14 protein-coding genes are annotated in these 16,474 nt (G+C 68.5%); 9 read left to right on the top strand and 5 right to left on the bottom strand.

Features of this window, described 5'->3' with window-relative positions:
* Positions 1-16: 16 nt before the first annotated feature.
* From OU416_RS09090 to OU416_RS09070, 5 genes are all read right to left on the bottom strand, one after another.
* Positions 17-1,165 carry an acyl-CoA dehydrogenase family protein gene (locus OU416_RS09090; protein ID WP_270926416.1) on the bottom strand — a complete coding sequence of 383 codons (1,149 nt, stop codon included), beginning with the start codon at positions 1,163-1,165 and terminating at the stop codon, positions 17-19.
* On the bottom strand, positions 1,162-1,989 hold the full coding sequence (locus OU416_RS09085; RefSeq protein WP_270926415.1) for an HpcH/HpaI aldolase/citrate lyase family protein: 828 nt from the start codon (positions 1,987-1,989) through the stop codon (positions 1,162-1,164). The genes OU416_RS09090 and OU416_RS09085 overlap by 4 nt, the downstream gene beginning before the upstream one ends.
* Positions 1,986-3,149 (bottom strand): acyl-CoA dehydrogenase family protein, encoded by a 1,164-nt coding sequence (locus OU416_RS09080; protein WP_270926414.1) that lies wholly within the window; start codon positions 3,147-3,149, stop codon positions 1,986-1,988. Before OU416_RS09080 ends, OU416_RS09085 begins: the two co-directional genes overlap by 4 nt.
* Before the next feature lie 83 nt (positions 3,150-3,232).
* The gene (locus tag OU416_RS09075) at positions 3,233-4,111 is read right to left on the bottom strand and encodes an alpha/beta fold hydrolase (RefSeq protein ID WP_270926413.1); all 879 of its coding nucleotides are present in this window, start codon (positions 4,109-4,111) and stop codon (positions 3,233-3,235) included.
* Between the two features lie 118 nt (positions 4,112-4,229).
* Positions 4,230-5,453 (bottom strand): CaiB/BaiF CoA transferase family protein, encoded by a 1,224-nt coding sequence (locus tag OU416_RS09070; RefSeq protein ID WP_270926412.1) that lies wholly within the window; start codon positions 5,451-5,453, stop codon positions 4,230-4,232.
* Positions 5,454-5,906: 453 nt separating this feature from the next.
* On the opposite strand from OU416_RS09070, the gene OU416_RS09065 reads away from it, so the two are divergent.
* The 9 genes from OU416_RS09065 to OU416_RS09025 all read left to right on the top strand — a co-directional run bounded on the left by OU416_RS09065 (position 5,907) and on the right by OU416_RS09025 (position 16,426).
* Positions 5,907-6,377, top strand: coding sequence for a MaoC family dehydratase (locus OU416_RS09065; protein WP_270926411.1), 471 nt, complete (start codon positions 5,907-5,909; stop codon positions 6,375-6,377).
* A gap of 35 nt (positions 6,378-6,412) precedes the next feature.
* Positions 6,413-7,576 (top strand): acyl-CoA dehydrogenase family protein, encoded by a 1,164-nt coding sequence (locus OU416_RS09060; RefSeq protein ID WP_270926410.1) that lies wholly within the window; start codon positions 6,413-6,415, stop codon positions 7,574-7,576.
* Positions 7,577-7,699: 123 nt separating this feature from the next.
* Positions 7,700-8,482 (top strand): electron transfer flavoprotein subunit beta/FixA family protein, encoded by a 783-nt coding sequence (locus OU416_RS09055; RefSeq protein WP_270926409.1) that lies wholly within the window; start codon positions 7,700-7,702, stop codon positions 8,480-8,482.
* A 34-nt stretch (positions 8,483-8,516) separates the two neighbouring features.
* Positions 8,517-9,467 carry an electron transfer flavoprotein subunit alpha/FixB family protein gene (locus tag OU416_RS09050; RefSeq protein WP_270926408.1) on the top strand — a complete coding sequence of 317 codons (951 nt, stop codon included), beginning with the start codon at positions 8,517-8,519 and terminating at the stop codon, positions 9,465-9,467.
* Positions 9,468-9,566: 99 nt separating this feature from the next.
* On the top strand, positions 9,567-11,756 hold the full coding sequence (locus OU416_RS09045; protein ID WP_270926407.1) for a (Fe-S)-binding protein: 2,190 nt from the start codon (positions 9,567-9,569) through the stop codon (positions 11,754-11,756).
* A 66-nt stretch (positions 11,757-11,822) separates the two neighbouring features.
* On the top strand, positions 11,823-12,713 hold the full coding sequence (locus tag OU416_RS09040) for an HpcH/HpaI aldolase/citrate lyase family protein (RefSeq protein WP_270926406.1): 891 nt from the start codon (positions 11,823-11,825) through the stop codon (positions 12,711-12,713).
* A 415-nt stretch (positions 12,714-13,128) separates the two neighbouring features.
* A complete protein-coding gene (locus OU416_RS09035; protein ID WP_270926405.1) occupies positions 13,129-13,848 on the top strand; it encodes an SDR family oxidoreductase in 720 nt (239 codons plus the stop codon).
* 19 nt (positions 13,849-13,867) lie between these two features.
* Positions 13,868-15,172 carry an MFS transporter gene (locus tag OU416_RS09030; protein ID WP_270926404.1) on the top strand — a complete coding sequence of 435 codons (1,305 nt, stop codon included), beginning with the start codon at positions 13,868-13,870 and terminating at the stop codon, positions 15,170-15,172.
* 168 nt (positions 15,173-15,340) lie between these two features.
* Complete coding sequence (locus tag OU416_RS09025; protein WP_270926403.1) at positions 15,341-16,426, top strand: NAD(P)H-dependent flavin oxidoreductase; 1,086 nt, start codon at positions 15,341-15,343, stop codon at positions 16,424-16,426.
* Positions 16,427-16,474 lie beyond the last annotated feature (48 nt).

Below are 16,474 nucleotides of genomic sequence, written 5' to 3'. Positions count from 1 at the left end.
AGCTCCGTTCCTGGCGTCAGATCTTGTTGCGGGCGATGAGCTGCGCCGCGATCACGTTGCGCTGGACCTCGTTGGTCCCCTCGCCGACGATCATCAGCGGCGCGTCGCGGAAGTAGCGCTCCACGTCGAACTCCTTGGAGTAGCCGTAGCCGCCGTGCACGCGGATCGCGTCGAGGGCCACCTGCATCGCCGCTTCCGAGGCGAACAGCTTCGCCATCCCGGCTTCCATGTCCGTCCGGTCACCGGCGTCGAGCCGTTCGGCGGCGTCCATGGTGAGCAGCCGGGCGGCGCGCATCTTGGTGGCCATGTCCGCGAGCATGTTCCCGACGGACTGGTGCTTCCAGATCGGCTTGCCGAAGGACTCCCGCTCCTGGGCGTAGCGGACGGCCGCGTCGAGCGACGCCTGTCCCACGCCGAGCGCCCGTGCGGCGACCTGGATTCGCCCGACCTCCAGCCCCCGCATCATCTGCGACCAGCCCTGGTGCGGTGTCCCGCCGAGCACGGCGGAATCCGGCACGTGCATCGAGTCGAAGACCAGCTCGCAGGCCTCCACACCGCGATACCCGAGCTTGGGCAGCTTCTTGGAGATGACGAGACCGTCACCGGGCTCGACCAGCAGCACGCTCATGCCCCGGTGGGCGGGCTCGGCCTCGCGGTCGGTGATGCACAGCAGGCCGACGAGCCCGGAGTGCGCCGCGTTGGAGATCCACGTCTTGGACCCGGTGATCGACCAGCCGTCGCCGTCCGGCACGGCGTGGGTGCGCATGGCCTGCAGGTCGCTGCCGCCGCTGGGCTCGGTGAGCGCCATCGTGGCCCGGATCGTGCCCTCGGCCATCGCCGGGAGGTAGCGCTCCCGCTGCTCCGGCGTGCCGAAGGTCTTGATCAGGTAGGTGATCACCGAGTGACCGCCGATCGCGCCCGCCAGGCTCATCCAGCCCCGCGCGAGCTGCTCGGTGATCTGCGCGAAGCAGGCGGTGCTGACGTCGACACCGCCGTGCTCGGCGGGCGCGAGGAGCCCGAAGAAGCCGAGCTTCTTCATCTCGTCGATGAACTCGGCGGGGTAGATGTCGTCCTCTTCGAACTCGCGCACCCGCGGGCGCACCCGCTCGTCCACGAACTCGGAGACGAGCGCGACCATCTGCTGCTCGTCCGGGCTGAGCTTCATCGGGGATTCCTTTCTGCGACCTGGCGGAGGACGCGTCGTGCCCGTTCCACCACCGGCTTGTCGATCATCTGTCCGCGTACCGCGACGACGCCGCCCTGCACGGCAGCGTCGACGACTTCCCGCGCCCAGTGCAGTTGGTCGTCGGTCGGGCGCAGGGCTGCGGTGGTCGCTGCGACCTGCTTCGGGTGCACGCAGAGCTTCCCGGTGAACCCGAGCAGCCGAGCGTGGCGGACGTCGTCGGTGAGGAGTTCGTCGTCGTGCAGATCGCCGGTCACGCCGTCGACCGGTCCGGGCAGTCCCACGGCGGCCGACGCGAGCACCAGAGCGCTCCGGGAAGCGGCGAGCGCCTCGCGGTCCCCTGGATCGACGCCCAGCTGAGCGGCCAGGTCGAAGCTGCCGAACGCGAGGCGCTGCACCGCTGCCACGCGCCCGATGTGCCGGGCGTCCAGCACGCCCTGCGCAGTCTCGATCAACGCGATCAGCGGCGAGCCGCCGAGCCCGTCGGCCACCTCCCGCACGGTCTCGGCGTCCTCGGCCTTCGGCAGCATCACCGCGCAGTGCTGCGTCGAGAACGCGGCCAGGTCGGCCTCGTGCCACTCGGTGCCCGGCGGGTTGATCCGCACCGCGCACTCGTGGTTCCCGGCCACCCACTCGGCCACGTGGGCACGAGCCTCCGCTTTGCGGTCGGGCGCGACTGCGTCCTCCAGGTCCAGCACCACCAGCCCGGCACCGGATGCCCCGGCCTTGGCGAAGCGTTCCGGCCGGTCTCCTGGGACGAACAGCAGCGTCGTCGCGTCCCGCACCTTCTCCGCGAGCGCGCTCATGCTTTGCGCCGCTCGGCTCGGACGAGGCCACCGCCGATGATGAGCCGCTGGATCTCGCTGGTGCCCTCGTAGAGCCGCAGGAGGCGGGCGTCGCGGTAGATGCGCTCGACCGGGACTTCGCGCATGTAACCGGAGCCGCCGTGGACCTGGACGGCGAGGTCGGCGACCTTGGCGAGCATCTCGGTGCAGTAGAGCTTGGCGACCGAGGGGCTGATGCGGCGGTCTTCACCGCTGACGTAGCGCTGCGCGGCGTCGCGGACGGTGGCCCGGCCGGTCATCACGCCGGTCTGCTGGTCGGCGAGCATGGCCTGGACCAGCTGGAACTCGCCGATCGGAGTGCCGCCCTGGGTGGCGGTGGCGGCGTAGGCGACGGATTCGTCGAGGGCGCGCTGGGCGCTGCCGACGGCCAGCGCGGCGATGTGCACGCGACCGCGGGCCAGCGAGGTCATGGCGGCTCGGTAGCCGTCGTCCTCGTTCCCGCCGACCAGGGCCTCGGCGGGGACGCGGACGTCGGTGAAGGTGACGTCGGCGGTCCAGGCGCCTTCCTGGCCCATCTTCTTGTCCTTGACACCGACCTCCAGGCCGGGTGTGTCGGCAGGGACCAGGAACACGGCGATGCCCGGGCCGGACTCGTCGGCGGGGCGGGTGCGGGCGAAGACCACGAACAGGTCGGCCAGGGGAGCGTTGGTGATGAAGCACTTGCTGCCGTTGATCACCCAGTCCTGACCGTCGCGGACGGCTTTGGTGCGCAGTCCGGCGGGATTGGAACCGGCACCGGGCTCGGTCAGGGCGAAGGAGGCCACGACCGCACCGGAGGCGATGCGCTCGAGCCAGGTGGCCTTCTGCTCGTCGGTGCCGAAGTTGACCAGCACCTGGCCCGCGATGCCGTTGTTGGTGCCGAACATCGAGCGCAGGGCGAGGGAGGTGTAGCCGAACTCCATGGCCAGCTCGACGTCCTGGGTGAGGTCCAGGCCGAGCCCGCCCCACTCCTGCGGGATGGCGTAGCCGAACAGGCCCATCTCCGCGGCCAGCTCGCGCAGGTCGTCGGGGATGGCGTTGGTGTCCATGATCTCCTGCTCGCGCGGGACCACCTTCGTGCGGACGAAGTCCCGCACGTGCGCCAGGATCGGTTCGAAGTCCTCGGGGCTCACAACTGCCATACCAGCACTATCGACTGTCTTATCCATAATGTAAAATATTTTATCCTGAACGTGGCTTGGGTCACACGACGTTGGTGGAGTGCTCAGTGCCTGGCCGGCGCGGCTCGTCCGCTGAGGACGTCCGTGGTGAGGAACTCGAAGAGGTGCGAGGCGAAGACGTCGTTGTCGTCGCCCGCGATCATGTGCCCGGCGGCGACCTCGACGGCGCGGGCGGTCGGCATGAGCTCCAGCAGCTCCGCCACGGCCTCGGGCGTCACGACGTTGGACTTGTTTCCCCGCACGACCAGAGTCGGTGCAGTGGCGTTGCGCGCGGCTGCGTTCAGCCGCCGGGTGGCCTCGTCCAGGTCGGTCTCGGCGTAGTCGAGGAACGCCGGGTCCCAGTGCCAGTACCAGCGTCCATCGGCGTGCAGCCGGAGGTTCTTCTTCAAACCCTCCAGGTTGCGCGGACGCCTCCGGCTCGGGTTGTAGGCGTTGATGGCCTCGGCGGCTTCCTCCAGCGAGGCGTAGCCGTTGGGGGCGCCGGCCATGAACTCCCGAACCTTCGAGCGCCCGGATTCCTCCGTGCGGGCCGCGATGTCGACCAGGACCAGGCCCGAGATCGACTCCGGGTGGTCGCCCGCGAGCGCCAGCGAGGCGCGCCCGCCCAGCGAAGCGCCGATCAGCACGGGTGGGTGGTCGCAGGATTGCGCGATGCTGTGGACGTCCCCGGCGAAGTGGTCCAGCGTGTAGACGCCGCCGGGGGAGCGGTCGCTGTCACCGTGCCCGCGGGCGTCCACTGCGATCGCCGTCCAGCCCCGGGAGGCGAGGACCTGCGCGGTACGCGCCCACGAGTGCCGCGTCTGACCGCCACCGTGAAGCAGCAGCACCGTTCCGAGCGGACTCTCCGGTTCCCACTGGGAGGCCACGAGCTTGATGCCGTCCAGTCCGCGGAACTCCACGCGGGCGCCCGGATCATCGGCCACCACGGAACTCCTCCATCCGATGTTGTTCGGGATTTCCTTCGGGGGAAGGTGAAAGGCCGGTGTTCACCGACGAGCCTGCCCGCGCGCCGTAGCGGACGCGGGCGGACTCGTGAGCGGGTCAGCAGCCGTTGGCGCTGGCGGGCTCGGCATCGGCCGAGGTCGGCTCGCCGTCGGCGAACAGAACCCCTTGCGCCAGCAGGGCCTCGATGCGGTCTTCGTCGTAGACCTCGGCGGCGATCTCCCGGGTGTGCTGCCCGACCCGCGGCGCGGCGCCGTCGCGCTCGGGTCGCACGCCGTCGAACCGCCACGGCGGACGCAGGAGGTGCAGGCCGTTCTCCTCCGGCTCCGGTTCCAGCATCTCCAGCCACTGGACCTGCGGGTGCGAGACGTAGTCGGCCATGCTCAGCACCGGGGCGAAGGGCACGTCGAACTCGGTCAGCTGCTTCTCCCACTCCGCCAGCGGACGCTTGGCGAACTCCGCCGTCACGAGCTGTACGAGTTCGAAGTAGTTCGCCTCGCGCGCCCGGTAGACCGCGAACCGCTCGTCCTCGGCCAGGTCCGGTCGGTTCATCGCGCCGCACAGGCTGCGCCAGAACTTCTCGGAGGAGGACAGGTGGACCACGAGGAACTCGCCGGAAGAGGTTTCGAGGCAGAAGTTCTGCGCCTGCGGGTGCCGGGTCTGCCGGGTGGGGTTGGTCCCGGTGTCGTAGTACTGGGCCAGCGCGTCGGCCGCCAGGGTGCTCATCGCCTCCATGAGGGAGGTGTCCACGCGCTGCCCGACTCCGGAGCTGAGGCGCCCGACCAGCGCGGCCAGCACGCCGGTCGCCGTGGTCAGGCCGGTGACCAGGTCGGCGATGATGGTCCCGGACAGCTGGACGGCCCCGTCGTCGCTGAGCACGGAGTACATGCCGCCGAAGGCCTGGCCGATGGTGTCGTAGGCCGGCCGGTTCTCCAGCGGGCCGCCGTTGCCGAACCCGGTGACCGAGCCGTAGACGAGATCGGGCCGGAGCGCCTTGCACTCCTCCGGGCCGAGGCCGAGGGCGGCGACCTTGCCGGGCCGCATGTTCTCCAGCACCACGTCGAACCGGGGGATGAGCTCCTTGACCAGTGCGACGCCTTCGGGTGTCTTGATGTCGACCGACAGGCTCCGCTTGCCCGCGTTGTGCTGGGCGAAGTAGGGGCTCTGATCGTTGGCGAGGCGCCGGAAGTCATCGCCGTTGACGGTCTTCTCCACCTTCACCACCTCGGCGCCCAGCGCGCACAGCAGGGAGGTGGCGTAGGGCAGGGAGATGTAGCCTCCGAGCTCCAGGATCCGAATGTCCTCGAGGGGCTTGTGCTGCATCCGTGACCTCGCTCCGTTGGGACGTCCTTTTTGCTAGACCAATGCTATATAAAATATATTAAAAGGCAATGGCTGGACTGGGGGATCCGTGCTGGAGATCGGGATTCCGGATGCATTCAGCGCCGCTCCCTGCGCATTCTTCACCTGGCCGGTGTGTGATCGCCAAATGGTCCAGTCCCATCCGGGGTGGCATGGGTTAGAGGCTCGGCGGTTGCAGGATGCGAGGCGGAGGTCTGGCCTTCCGGGGTTCCGTCCACTCCCTCCGCGTGGGCAGAGGCGTCTTGACCGCCACAGCGTCACCGGTGTAAACATTATATATTGTGCACGGCAGAACGGCGGGTCTCCGGCGCTCCCCGGCGAGGGTGTCGGTTTGCCCGTGTCGCGCACTCGGCGCCGTCCGAGGACTTCGGACGGCGCCGGTCACCAGTCCCGCGAGCGAAAAGGACGTCCGCCATGCCCGGTCTTTACTTCGAGGAGTTCGAGCCCGGTGCGGTGATCGAGCACGCGACGCGCCGCACGGTCACCGAGGCCGACAACGTGCTGTTCAGCACGCTGACGTTGAACCTGGCACCGTTGCACCTGGACGCCGAGTACAGCAAGAACAGCATCTACGGGCAGCGGCTGGTGAACAGCCTGTTCATCCTGGGGCTGGTCTCGGGCATCACGGTGCCCGACACCACGCAGGGCACGACGCTCGGCAACCTGGGCTTCGGTGAGATCAAGTTCCCGAAGCCGGTGTTCCACGGCGACACGATCCACGTGCGCACCGAGATCGTGAGCAAGCGGGAGTCCAAGAGCCGCGACGACTCGGGGATCGTGCAGTTCCGCCACTACGGGATCAACCAGCGGGACGAGGTGGTCTGCACGGCCGACCGGGCCGGCCTGATGCTCAAGCGCTCCGCGGTCGAGCCCGCCGCTTCCTGAGCCGGGAAACCCAGGGAACCTGCAGAAGGAGAACGATGACCTCCAGCGAAGAGAGCAACGTCGAGGTCGTGCGCAAGGCGACCCGCGAGCTCGCCCGGAAGTTCGACTACGAGTACTGGCTGGACAAGGACCGCAAGCACGAGTACCCGTGGGAATTCGTCAAGGCGTTCGCCGACGGCGGCTGGCTGGGCGCGATGATCCCGGAGGAGTACGGCGGGATCGGCCTGGGCCTGGCCGAGTCGGCGGTCATGATGTCGGAGATCGCCGCCTCCGGTGCCGGGATGAGCGGCGGCTCGGCGATCCACTTCTACGTCTTCCCGCCCGCGCCGATCCTCAAGCACGGCTCGGAGGAGATGAAGCGCCAGTGGCTGCCCAAGCTGGCCAAGGGCGAGATCCTGATGGCCTTCGGCGTCACCGAGCCGACCGCCGGTGTGGACACCTCCCGGATCACCACCCGCGCGGAGAAGATCGACGGCGGCTGGCTGGTCAACGGTCAGAAGGTGTGGATCACCAACGCGCAGAACGCGCACAAGATCCTGCTGCTGGCGCGCACCTCGCCCCGCCGCGAGGACAAGCCGCTGCACGGCATGACCCTGTTCTTCACCGACCTGAACCGGGAGCGGATCACGGTCCGGGAGATCGAGAAGCTGGGCCGCGCGTCCATCGACTCCAACGAGCTTTTCATCGACAACCTCGAAGTCGCCGACCACGAAGTCGTCGGTGAGGTCGACAAGGGCTTCTACTACCTGATCGACGGCCTCAACCCGGAGCGCGCCGTGGTCGGGATGGAGGGCATCGGCCTCGGCCGGGCCGCGCTGGAGCTGGCCACGAAGTACGCCAACGACCGGGTCGTCTTCGACCGCCCGATCGGCAAGAACCAGGCGGTCGCGCACCCGCTGGCCGACTCGTGGATCCGCCTGGAAGCCGCCGAGCTGATGGCGATGAAGGCGGCCGAGCTGTTCGACGCGAACCAGCCCTGCGGCCCCGAATCGGCTGCGGCGAAGTTCCTGGGTGCTGAGGCGGGCTTCGAGGCGTGCGACCGCGCGCTGTCGACGCACGGCGGTTATGCCTACGCGAAGGAGTACCACGTGGAGCGGCTGTGGCGCGAGGTGCGCCTGCTGCGCAACGCGCCGTTCTCCCAGGAGATGGTGCTCAACTACGTGTCGTCGAAGGTGCTCGGACTGCCTCGCGCCTACTGACCGCGGGCATCGATGGGGGAGCGGCTCGGATGCGGTCGGGCCGCTCCCGCAGGCAGGAACCTCGCTCCGGACCATCCGCATCGGTGCGGCCAGGGAAATCGGCGTAGAAAGGCGTTATAGGAAATGAATGTTGTCGTCCTGGTCAAGCAGGTGCCCGACACGTATTCCGAGCGGAAGCTCAAGGATGCGGATCACGTGTTGGACCGCGAATCGGCTGATGCGGTTTTGGATGAGATCAACGAGCGCGCGGTTGAGGAAGCGCTGTTGATCAAGGAAGCGCAGGGCGGTGAGGTGACCGTTCTGTGCATGGGCCCGGACCGCGCCACCGACGCGATCCGCAAGGCGCTGTCGATGGGTGCCGACAAGGCCGTGCACCTGTCCGACGATGCGCTGCAGGGCTCGGATGCCCCGGCGACCGCTCGTGCGCTGGCGAAGGCGATCGGCACCGTCGAAGGTGTCGACCTGGTGATCGCGGGTAACGAGTCGACCGATGGCCGCGCGGGTGCGGTTCCGGCGATGGTCGCTGAGGTGCTGGGCTGGCCGCAGCTGACTTACGCGCGCAAGGTCACCACCGACGGTTCGGGCGTGCAGATCGAGCGTGAGACCGACGCGGGTGTGTTCACCGTGGAGGCGGGTTTGCCCGCGGTGGTCAGCGTGACGGAGAAGATCAACGAGCCGCGGTACCCGTCGTTCAAGGGCATCATGGCCGCGAAGAAGAAGCCGGTCACGGCGCTGACGCTGGCCGATGCCGGGATCGACCCGTCCGAGGTCGGACTGGCCAACGCTTCCTCGCAGGTCGTGGAGTCGGCGCCGAAGCCGCCGAAGTCCGGTGGTGTGAAGGTCACCGACGAGGGCGAGGGTGGCGTGCAGGTGGCCGAGTTCCTGGCCGGCGAGAAGCTGCTCTGAGTCGTTCACGGGTTTTCGAGGAGGCATAGTTTTCATGGCTGAGGTTCTGGTCCTCGTCGATCACGTGGACGGCGAGGTTAAGAAGGTCACGCACGAGCTTTTGACGGCGGCGCGCCGGATCGGTGAGCCGTCGGCGGTGGTGGTCGGCGAGCCGGGCACGGCGGGCAAGCTGTCGGAGTCGCTGGGCGCGCACGGTGCGGCGAAGGTGTACGCGGCGGAGTCGGCCGAGGTGGGCCAGTTCCTGGTGACGCCGCAGGTCGATGTGCTGGCCGCGCTGGTGGGCAGCGCGTCCCCGGCGGCGGTGCTGGTACCGGCGTCCATCGACGGCAAGGAGATCGCGGGCCGCCTGGCGGTGCGCCTGGGCTCCGGTCTGCTGTCGGAGGTCGTGGACCTGGACGCCGACGGTGTGGGCAGCCACTCGTTGTTCGGTGGCACCTACGACGCGAAGGCCAAGGTCACCAAGGGTGTTCCGGTCATCACGGTGCTCCCGGGCAGCATTGAGGCCGAGGCGGCTTCGGGCGCGGCTGCGGTGGAGCAGGTCGAGGTTCCGGCCGCTTCCGGTGCCAAGATCACCGGTCGTCAGCCGGCCGAGGCGGGGGACCGTCCGGAGCTGACCGAGGCCAACATCGTGGTCTCCGGTGGCCGTGGTGTCGGCAGCGCGGAGTCGTTCGAGGTCGTGGAGAAGCTCGCCGACAGCCTGGGTGCTGCGGTGGGTGCTTCGCGTGCGGCGGTGGATTCGGGTTATTACCCGCACCAGTTCCAGGTCGGGCAGACCGGTAAGACGGTGTCGCCGCAGCTCTACATCGCGTTGGGTATTTCGGGTGCGATTCAGCACCGGGCGGGCATGCAGACCTCGAAGACGATCGTGGCGGTCAACAAGGACCCCGAGGCACCGATCTTCGAGATCGCCGACTACGGCGTCGTGGGCGACCTGTTCAAGGTCGCACCGCAGCTCACCGAGGAGATCTCCAAGCGCAAGAGCTGAGCTCCAGCCGGCTCGGAGCCGGTGGATGCCCCCGTCATCCACCGGCTCCGCACATCTGTCGCCGTGCAACCGGCGAAACTCAACGAGAAGGACCGTGGCATGGGTGCCCTGCAGCTCGTCCTGGGCCTGAGCTGTCTTGCCGTGACGCTGGTCGCGGTGGTGATGGTGGTCAGGACCGTTCGACGGATGGTGTCCTCCATTCGCATCGGCCAGCCGGACCCGTCCCGGAAGGGCCCGTTCGCGGCGCGCTCGCGCAACGTGGTGAAGGAAGTCCTGGGGCACACCAGGATGCTGAAGTGGACGCACGTCGGCATCGCGCACTGGTTGGTGATGGCCGGGTTCGGCGGCCTGAGCCTGACGGTGCTGGAGGCCTACTTCGAGGTGTTCGACCCGGCGTTCCACCTGCCGCTGATCGGCACCTGGTCGGTGTGGAACCTCATCGTCGAATTCCTGGGCGTGGCCACGATCCTCGGTGGCGTGTGGCTGATCGTGGTCCGACAGCTCAATCACCCGCGCCGCGCCGACCGCGTCTCGCGCTTCCAGGGCTCCAACTTCGGGCAGGCCTACTTCGTCGAAGCGGTGGTGGTCCTCGAAGGAATCGGCATCATGGGCCTGCGCGCGTTCAAGCAGGCTTCGGGCTTGTTCGAGGCCCCGGTGTGGGCCGCGCCGGTCACCCACGCAGTGGGCAGCGCTTTGCTCGCGAGCACGGCCGCGGTGTCGGTCTTCGCCGCGTTCAAGATCTTCTCGGCGATGATCTGGGTCATCGTCATCGCGTCGAACATCACGATGGGCATCGCGTGGCACCGGTTCTCGGCGTTCTTCAACATCTACTTCAAGCGCGAGGCCGATGGTGGTGTCGCGCTGGGCGCGGTCAAGCCGATGATGTCGGGTGGTAAGCCGCTGGACTTCGAGGAGGCCGACCCGGACACCGACGTGTTCGGTGCCGGGAAGGTCGAGGACTTCTCGTGGAAGGGCTGGCTGGACTTCACCACCTGCACCGAGTGCGGTCGGTGCCAGTCGCAGTGCCCGGCGTGGAACACCGGCAAGCCGTTGTCGCCGAAGCTGCTGATCACTTCGCTGCGTGATCACGCCTACGCCAAGGCCCCGTACCTGCTGGCCGGTGGCAGCAAGGACATGGCCGGTGACGAGGTCGGCATCACCGGTGACGATGCCGAGGCGAAGCTGGCGAAGATCGACGTGCTGGCGCTGGCCGAGTCCGAGCGTCCGCTGGTCGGTGGCCCTGACGAGCTGGGGGTCATCGACCCGGAGGTGCTGTGGGCGTGCACCTCCTGTGGTGCGTGCGTGGAGCAGTGCCCGGTGGACATCGAGCACGTCGACCACATCGTGGACATGCGGCGTTACCAGGTGATGATCGAGTCGAACTTCCCGACCGAGTTGGGCGGGATGTTCAAGAACCTGGAGAACAAGGGCAACCCGTGGGGCCAGAACGCCAAGGACCGCCTCGCCTGGACCGAGGGCCTGGACTTCGAGGTCCCGGTCTTCGACGGTGAACTCGCCGACGACACCGAGTACCTGTTCTGGGTCGGCTGCGCCGGTGCGTTCGAGGACCGGGCGAAGAAGACCACTCAGGCCGTGGCGGAGCTGCTGCACATGGCCGGGGTGAAGTACACGGTGCTGGGCCCGGAGGAGACCTGCACCGGTGACCCGGCGCGTCGTGCGGGCAACGAGTTCATCTTCCAGATGCTGGCCCAGCAGAACGTCGAAGTCCTCAACTCCGTGTTCGAGGGCCGCGAGCCCGGCAAGCGCAAGATCGTCGCGACGTGCGCGCACTGCTTCAACTCGCTGGCCAACGAGTACTCCGAGCTGGGCGGCAACTTCGAGGTCGTGCACCACACCCAGCTGCTGAACAAGCTGGTCCGCGAGAAGCGCCTCACCCCGGTCGCGCCGGTCGCGGAGGACGTGACCTACCACGACCCGTGCTACCTGGGCCGTCACAACAAGGTCTACACGCCGCCGCGTGACCTGGTCGGGGCTTCGGGTGCGACGTTCCGGGAGATGCCGCGTCACGCCGACCGCTCGATGTGCTGCGGTGCGGGTGGTGCGCGGATGTGGATGGAAGAGCGCATCGGCAAGCGCATCAACGTCGAGCGCGTCGACGAGGCCCTCGGCACGGCGCCGTCGAAGATCGCCACCGGCTGCCCGTTCTGCAAGGTCATGCTCTCCGACGGCCTGACCGCCCGCCAGAGCGAGAAGGTCGCCTCCGAGTCGATCGAGGTCGTCGACGTCGCACAACTCCTGCTCTCCGCGGTCAAACGCGGAGAGGACTGACCCGACAGCGCAGCAGGTCGTCCAATGCGGACTCTTGCGCAGAGAACCGAAAGAGGAGAGTGTCCCTTGAAGCCGTACCGTTCCATGCTGTTCGTTCCCGGACACAAGCCGTCGTGGGCGGAGAAGGCCGTCGCCGCGGGCAGCGATGCGGTGATCCTCGACCTGGAGGACTCCGTCCCCGCCGCGGACAAGGCGGATGCGCGCAAGACCGTCCGCGAGACCATCGGACGGCTCGCCGAGCAGGGCGTGCGCTCCGACGTCTGGGTTCGCCCGAACAGCTTCGACACCGGTCTGTTCGGAGCCGACGTCGAGGAAGTCCTGGTCCCCGGCCTCGCCGGGCTGTTCCTGCCGAAGGTCTTCACCGCGCAGGAGATCGTCCAGATCGATGCCGTGGTCTCGCACATCGAGGCGCGCGACAGCCTCGAACCCGGCTCGATCGGGCTGATCGTCAGCTTCGAGACCGCGGTGTCCATGGCGCACTGCGAGGAGATCGCCGCGGCGAGCCCCCGGGTGTCCAGCCTGCTGGGCGCCACCGGCCCCAGCGCCGACGTCGGGCGCGAGCTCGGCTTCGAGTTCACTCCCGAGGGCCTGGAAACGCTCTACCTGCGCAGCCGCATTGTCCTCGCCGCCCGCGCCGCTGGCCTGCACCACCCGGTTTCCGGCGTCTGGCAGGACCTCAAGGACCTCGACGGCTGCCGCCGCTTCGCCGAGGACCAGCGCAAGCTCGGCTACCGCGGCCTGGTCTGCATCCACCCCTCCCACGTCGCGATCGCCAACGAGGTCTTCACGCCGTCCCCGGAGACGGTCGACTTCCACCGGCGCATGATCGCCGCCTACCGCGAGGCGGAGGCGAAGGGCAGCTCGGCGGTCGACTTCGAGGGCCAGCACATCGACCTCGCCCACGCGAAGACTGCGGAGGGCATCATCGAACTCGCCGAAGCGATCGGCGTCCGGTGAGCTAGGACCCGGCTGGCCACGGGCCACCCCGCACCTGCCGAGGCCCGGCGGAACCGGAGCACTTCCGCATTCCGCCGGGCCTCGCCACGTCTCGGTCAGCTCCTCAGGCAGAGAGCGAACTCGGCCCTCGCCCAGGTTGAGCCCGGCAGCGGTGAGGACGGTGCCCGGCCGGGGTGGGGGAGTGATCAACCTTTATGCAGTAAAAAATATGATGCCCAATGCTTAACTTCTGGTTCGGAGCTGGGTTAGCCTTTACCGCCCGCGGCCCACGACATCCCAGGAGCGGGGGAACCATGACCAGAGCACGCATCCACCGAATGAGCGCCCCCGCACGACGGTGGGTTCCAGTGCCCGCGCCAACCCGTCGGCGTGCGGTCGTCCCGGAACGCGGCCGCCCCCGCGCTGGAGCCGAGCTGTGAGCCGGCTGCGGGGAGCCCGAGTCGTCATCCTCGGCGGGACCTCCGGGATCGGGCTCGCCACCGCACTGGCCGCCACCGAGGCCGGAGCGGCGGTCGTGGTGGGCGGCCGTGATCCCGAGAGGCTGGGCCAGGCGCTCGAACTGCTGGGACCGAGCGCTGAAGGGCACCTCGTCGACGTCGGCGACGAGAACTCGATCGAAGAGTTCCTCAACGCCGCAGGCACCCTCGACCACCTGCTGGTCACGCCGTCACGGCTGGTTCCGGTGCGGGTCGCCGAGGCCACCGAGAAGCAGGTACGCCCGGCGCTGGACCTGCGGTTCTGGGCGGCCTTCCACGCGAGCCGACTCGCCGCACCCCGGATGGCCGGGGCAGGTTCGATCACCTTCACCTCCGGGATCGCCGGTAGCCGTCCGATTCCGAACGAAGCCGTGGCGGGTGCCTCCTGCGCGGCGGTCGAGGCGCTGATGCGTTCGCTGGTCACCGAGCTCGCCCCGGTGCGGTGCAACGTCTTGAGCCCTGGCTACGTCGACACCCCGCTGCTCGACGGCTTCCTCGGCGCGAGCCGCGACGAGAAGGTCGCAGCGATCGCGGAATCGTTGCCGGGCAAGCGGATCGGCACACCGGCGGAGATCGCCGACGCCGCCCTGTTCCTCATGGGCAACGACTACATGAACGGCCACGTCCTGACCATCGACGGCGCGCACACGCTCGTCTGACCCATGTGAGGTTTCCGCGATGTCGGGCACACCCACGACCACCGCGACGCCACCCACGAGACGCCGCATCGCCAAGGTCGCGTTCGCGTCCTGGGCCGGAGCGAGCATCGAGTGGTACGACTTCTTCATCTACGGCACCGCTGCCGCGCTGGTGTTCCCGAAGCTCTTCTTCCCGGCGCAGGAACCGCTCACCGCGACGCTCCTGTCGTTCGCGACCTTCGGGGTCGCGTTCGTCGCGCGCCCGTTCGGCGGGGCGCTCTTCGGGCACATCGGCGACACCATCGGGCGCCGCAAGACGCTCGTCATCGCCCTGGTCGCGATGGGCGCGGCGACGACGCTGATCGGGTTGCTGCCGACCTATGCCGCGATCGGGCCCGCCGCGTCGGTCCTGCTCGTCGTCCTGCGCCTGGTCCAGGGCATCACGGTCGGTGGCCAGCAGGGCGGTGTCATCCTGCTGGCGACCGAGAACTCCCCGGCATCGCGGCGCGGCTTCTACGGGAGCTTCGCCTCAGCCGGGGCGCCAGGTGGTGTGCTGCTGGCCAACGGCGCCTTCCTGCTTGTCCTGGCGACGACGTCGGACGAGGCCTTCCTCTCCTGGGGCTGGCGGGTTCCGTTCCTCGCCAGCGCCGTGCTCATCGCCATCGCCGTGACCATCCAGCTGCGGCTCGAGGAGACCAGCGACTTCCGCGCTGCGAAACCGGGAGAACGACGTCGTTCGCCTGTCGTCGAAGCGGTCCGCCGCTACCCTCGCCAGATCCTGCTCGCCGCGGGTTGCTACCTGGCCATCAACCTCACCTACTACCTGTTCATCACCTTCGTGGTGGCCTACGGGACGAATCCCGCCATCCTCGGGATGCCGCAGAGCACGCTGCTCACCGCGATCCTGATCGCCTCCGCGGTCGAGCTCTTCGCCCTCCCGGCGGCAGGGCTGCTCTCCGACCGCTTCGGGCGCAGGCAGGTGTTCGCCGCCGGGGCGCTGCTACTCGGGGTCTTCTCGTTCGGGTTCTGGCCCCTCGTGGACAGCGGATCATTCGTGCTGATCACCGTTGCCCTGGTGATCGGACTCGGAGTCGTCCACAGCCTCATGTACGGGCCGCAGGGCGCGTTGTTCTCCGAGGCCTTCTCCACCGAGATCCGGTACTCGGCGCTGTCGCTGGGCATCCAGCTCGGCTCGGTCATCGGCGGAGCGTTCGCCCCGTTCATAGCGACAGCTCTGTTCAGGGGCTTCGGCAGTTCGGTGGCCATCGCGGCCTACATGGCGCTCGCCTGCCTGATCAGCGCCGCTTGCACGATCGCGCTGCGCCCGACCCGCACCACGCCCTGAGACGCAGAAATGCACGGCCACCCGGTTCGGCCGGGCCGGGTGGCGGTGGGGAGCGCGGAGGACGCCGCGGCCGATGATGGTCTTCCGGATCTCGCTGGTGCCTTCGCCGCTGAGCAGGAAGGGTGCTTCGCCCCGCCGCAGATTGCCACCACCTGAAGGGAAGGAACCATGGCTTCGAAGTTGCGGACGCCGATCTGCGACCTGCTGGGCATCGACGTGCCGATCATGCAGGCCGGGATGGGCAACGTCGCCTACGGGCGGATCGCCGCCGCCGTGTCCAACGCGGGCGGATTGGGCTCGATCGGCGGCATCGACATCACGCTGCAAGAGGTCGAGGCCGAGATCAAGCTGTTCCGGGAGCTCAGCGACCGTCCGCTGTGCGTCGATCTGGGGTTCCCGGCGAACGCGCCGCAAGGATTGTCCGATGTGGAGGTCCCGGAGCTGCCGGGGCCGCTGCGACAGCTGAAAGCGGAACTGGACGAGCACGGCGTCGAGGTGGTGCCGACGACGGATCAGGCGATCAGCGTCGCGGACAACAAGCGAAAGCTGGAGATCGCGCTCGACCACGGCGTCGAGGTCATCGCGTGCGCGTTGGGCACCCCGGCCTGGGTGGTGGAGGCGTGCCACGCCAAGGGCGCGAAGGTGATGAGCATCGTGGGCCAGGCGCGTCACGCGCGCAGCGCGATCCGCAACGGCACCGATGTCGTGATCGTGCAGGGCACGGAGGGCGGTGGGCACACCGGTGACGTCGGACTGATCACGCTGCTGGCGGAGGTGCTGGAGTTCTCCACCGTGCCGGTCGTCGCGGCGGGCGGGCTGGTGAAGGGCGCCCAGATCGCGGCTTGCCTGACCATGGGCGCGCAGGGCGCGTGGGTTGGCACGCGGTTCCTGGCGAGCCAGGAGTCCGGCTCGGAGGACGTGTTCAAAGAGGCCGTGGTCGAGGCCGAGTACGACTCGACGCTGCGCTCGCTGCTGTTCGACGGACTGCACGTGCGGATGCTGCGCAACCGGTTCACCGAGGTGTGGGAGGGCCATGACGACCAGCTCAGCCCGTACCCGGTGCAGCGCGTGCTGACGATGCCGTTCAAGTACGCCGCGATGCGCGCCAACCTCAGGTCGCACATGAGCCTGCCTTCGGGTGCGGGCGCTGGGATGATCAACGATTTGCCCGGCGCTGCCGAGATCCTGCGTCGGCTGACCGAGGAAACCGTCGAAGCGCTTCGCGCCGCACCCAAGGCCGTCGAGGCCGACTGAGGCGCTCGCGATACCACGTAATGAAACCGGTCCGGCCGCCGCCGCGCA

It is taken from the genome of Saccharopolyspora indica (assembly GCF_027853965.1).
GTDB classification, from domain to species: domain Bacteria; phylum Actinomycetota; class Actinomycetes; order Mycobacteriales; family Pseudonocardiaceae; genus Saccharopolyspora; species Saccharopolyspora indica.
The sequence above is the reverse complement of the archived record's forward strand: the minus strand, read 5'-3'. Positions and strand labels throughout refer to the sequence as shown.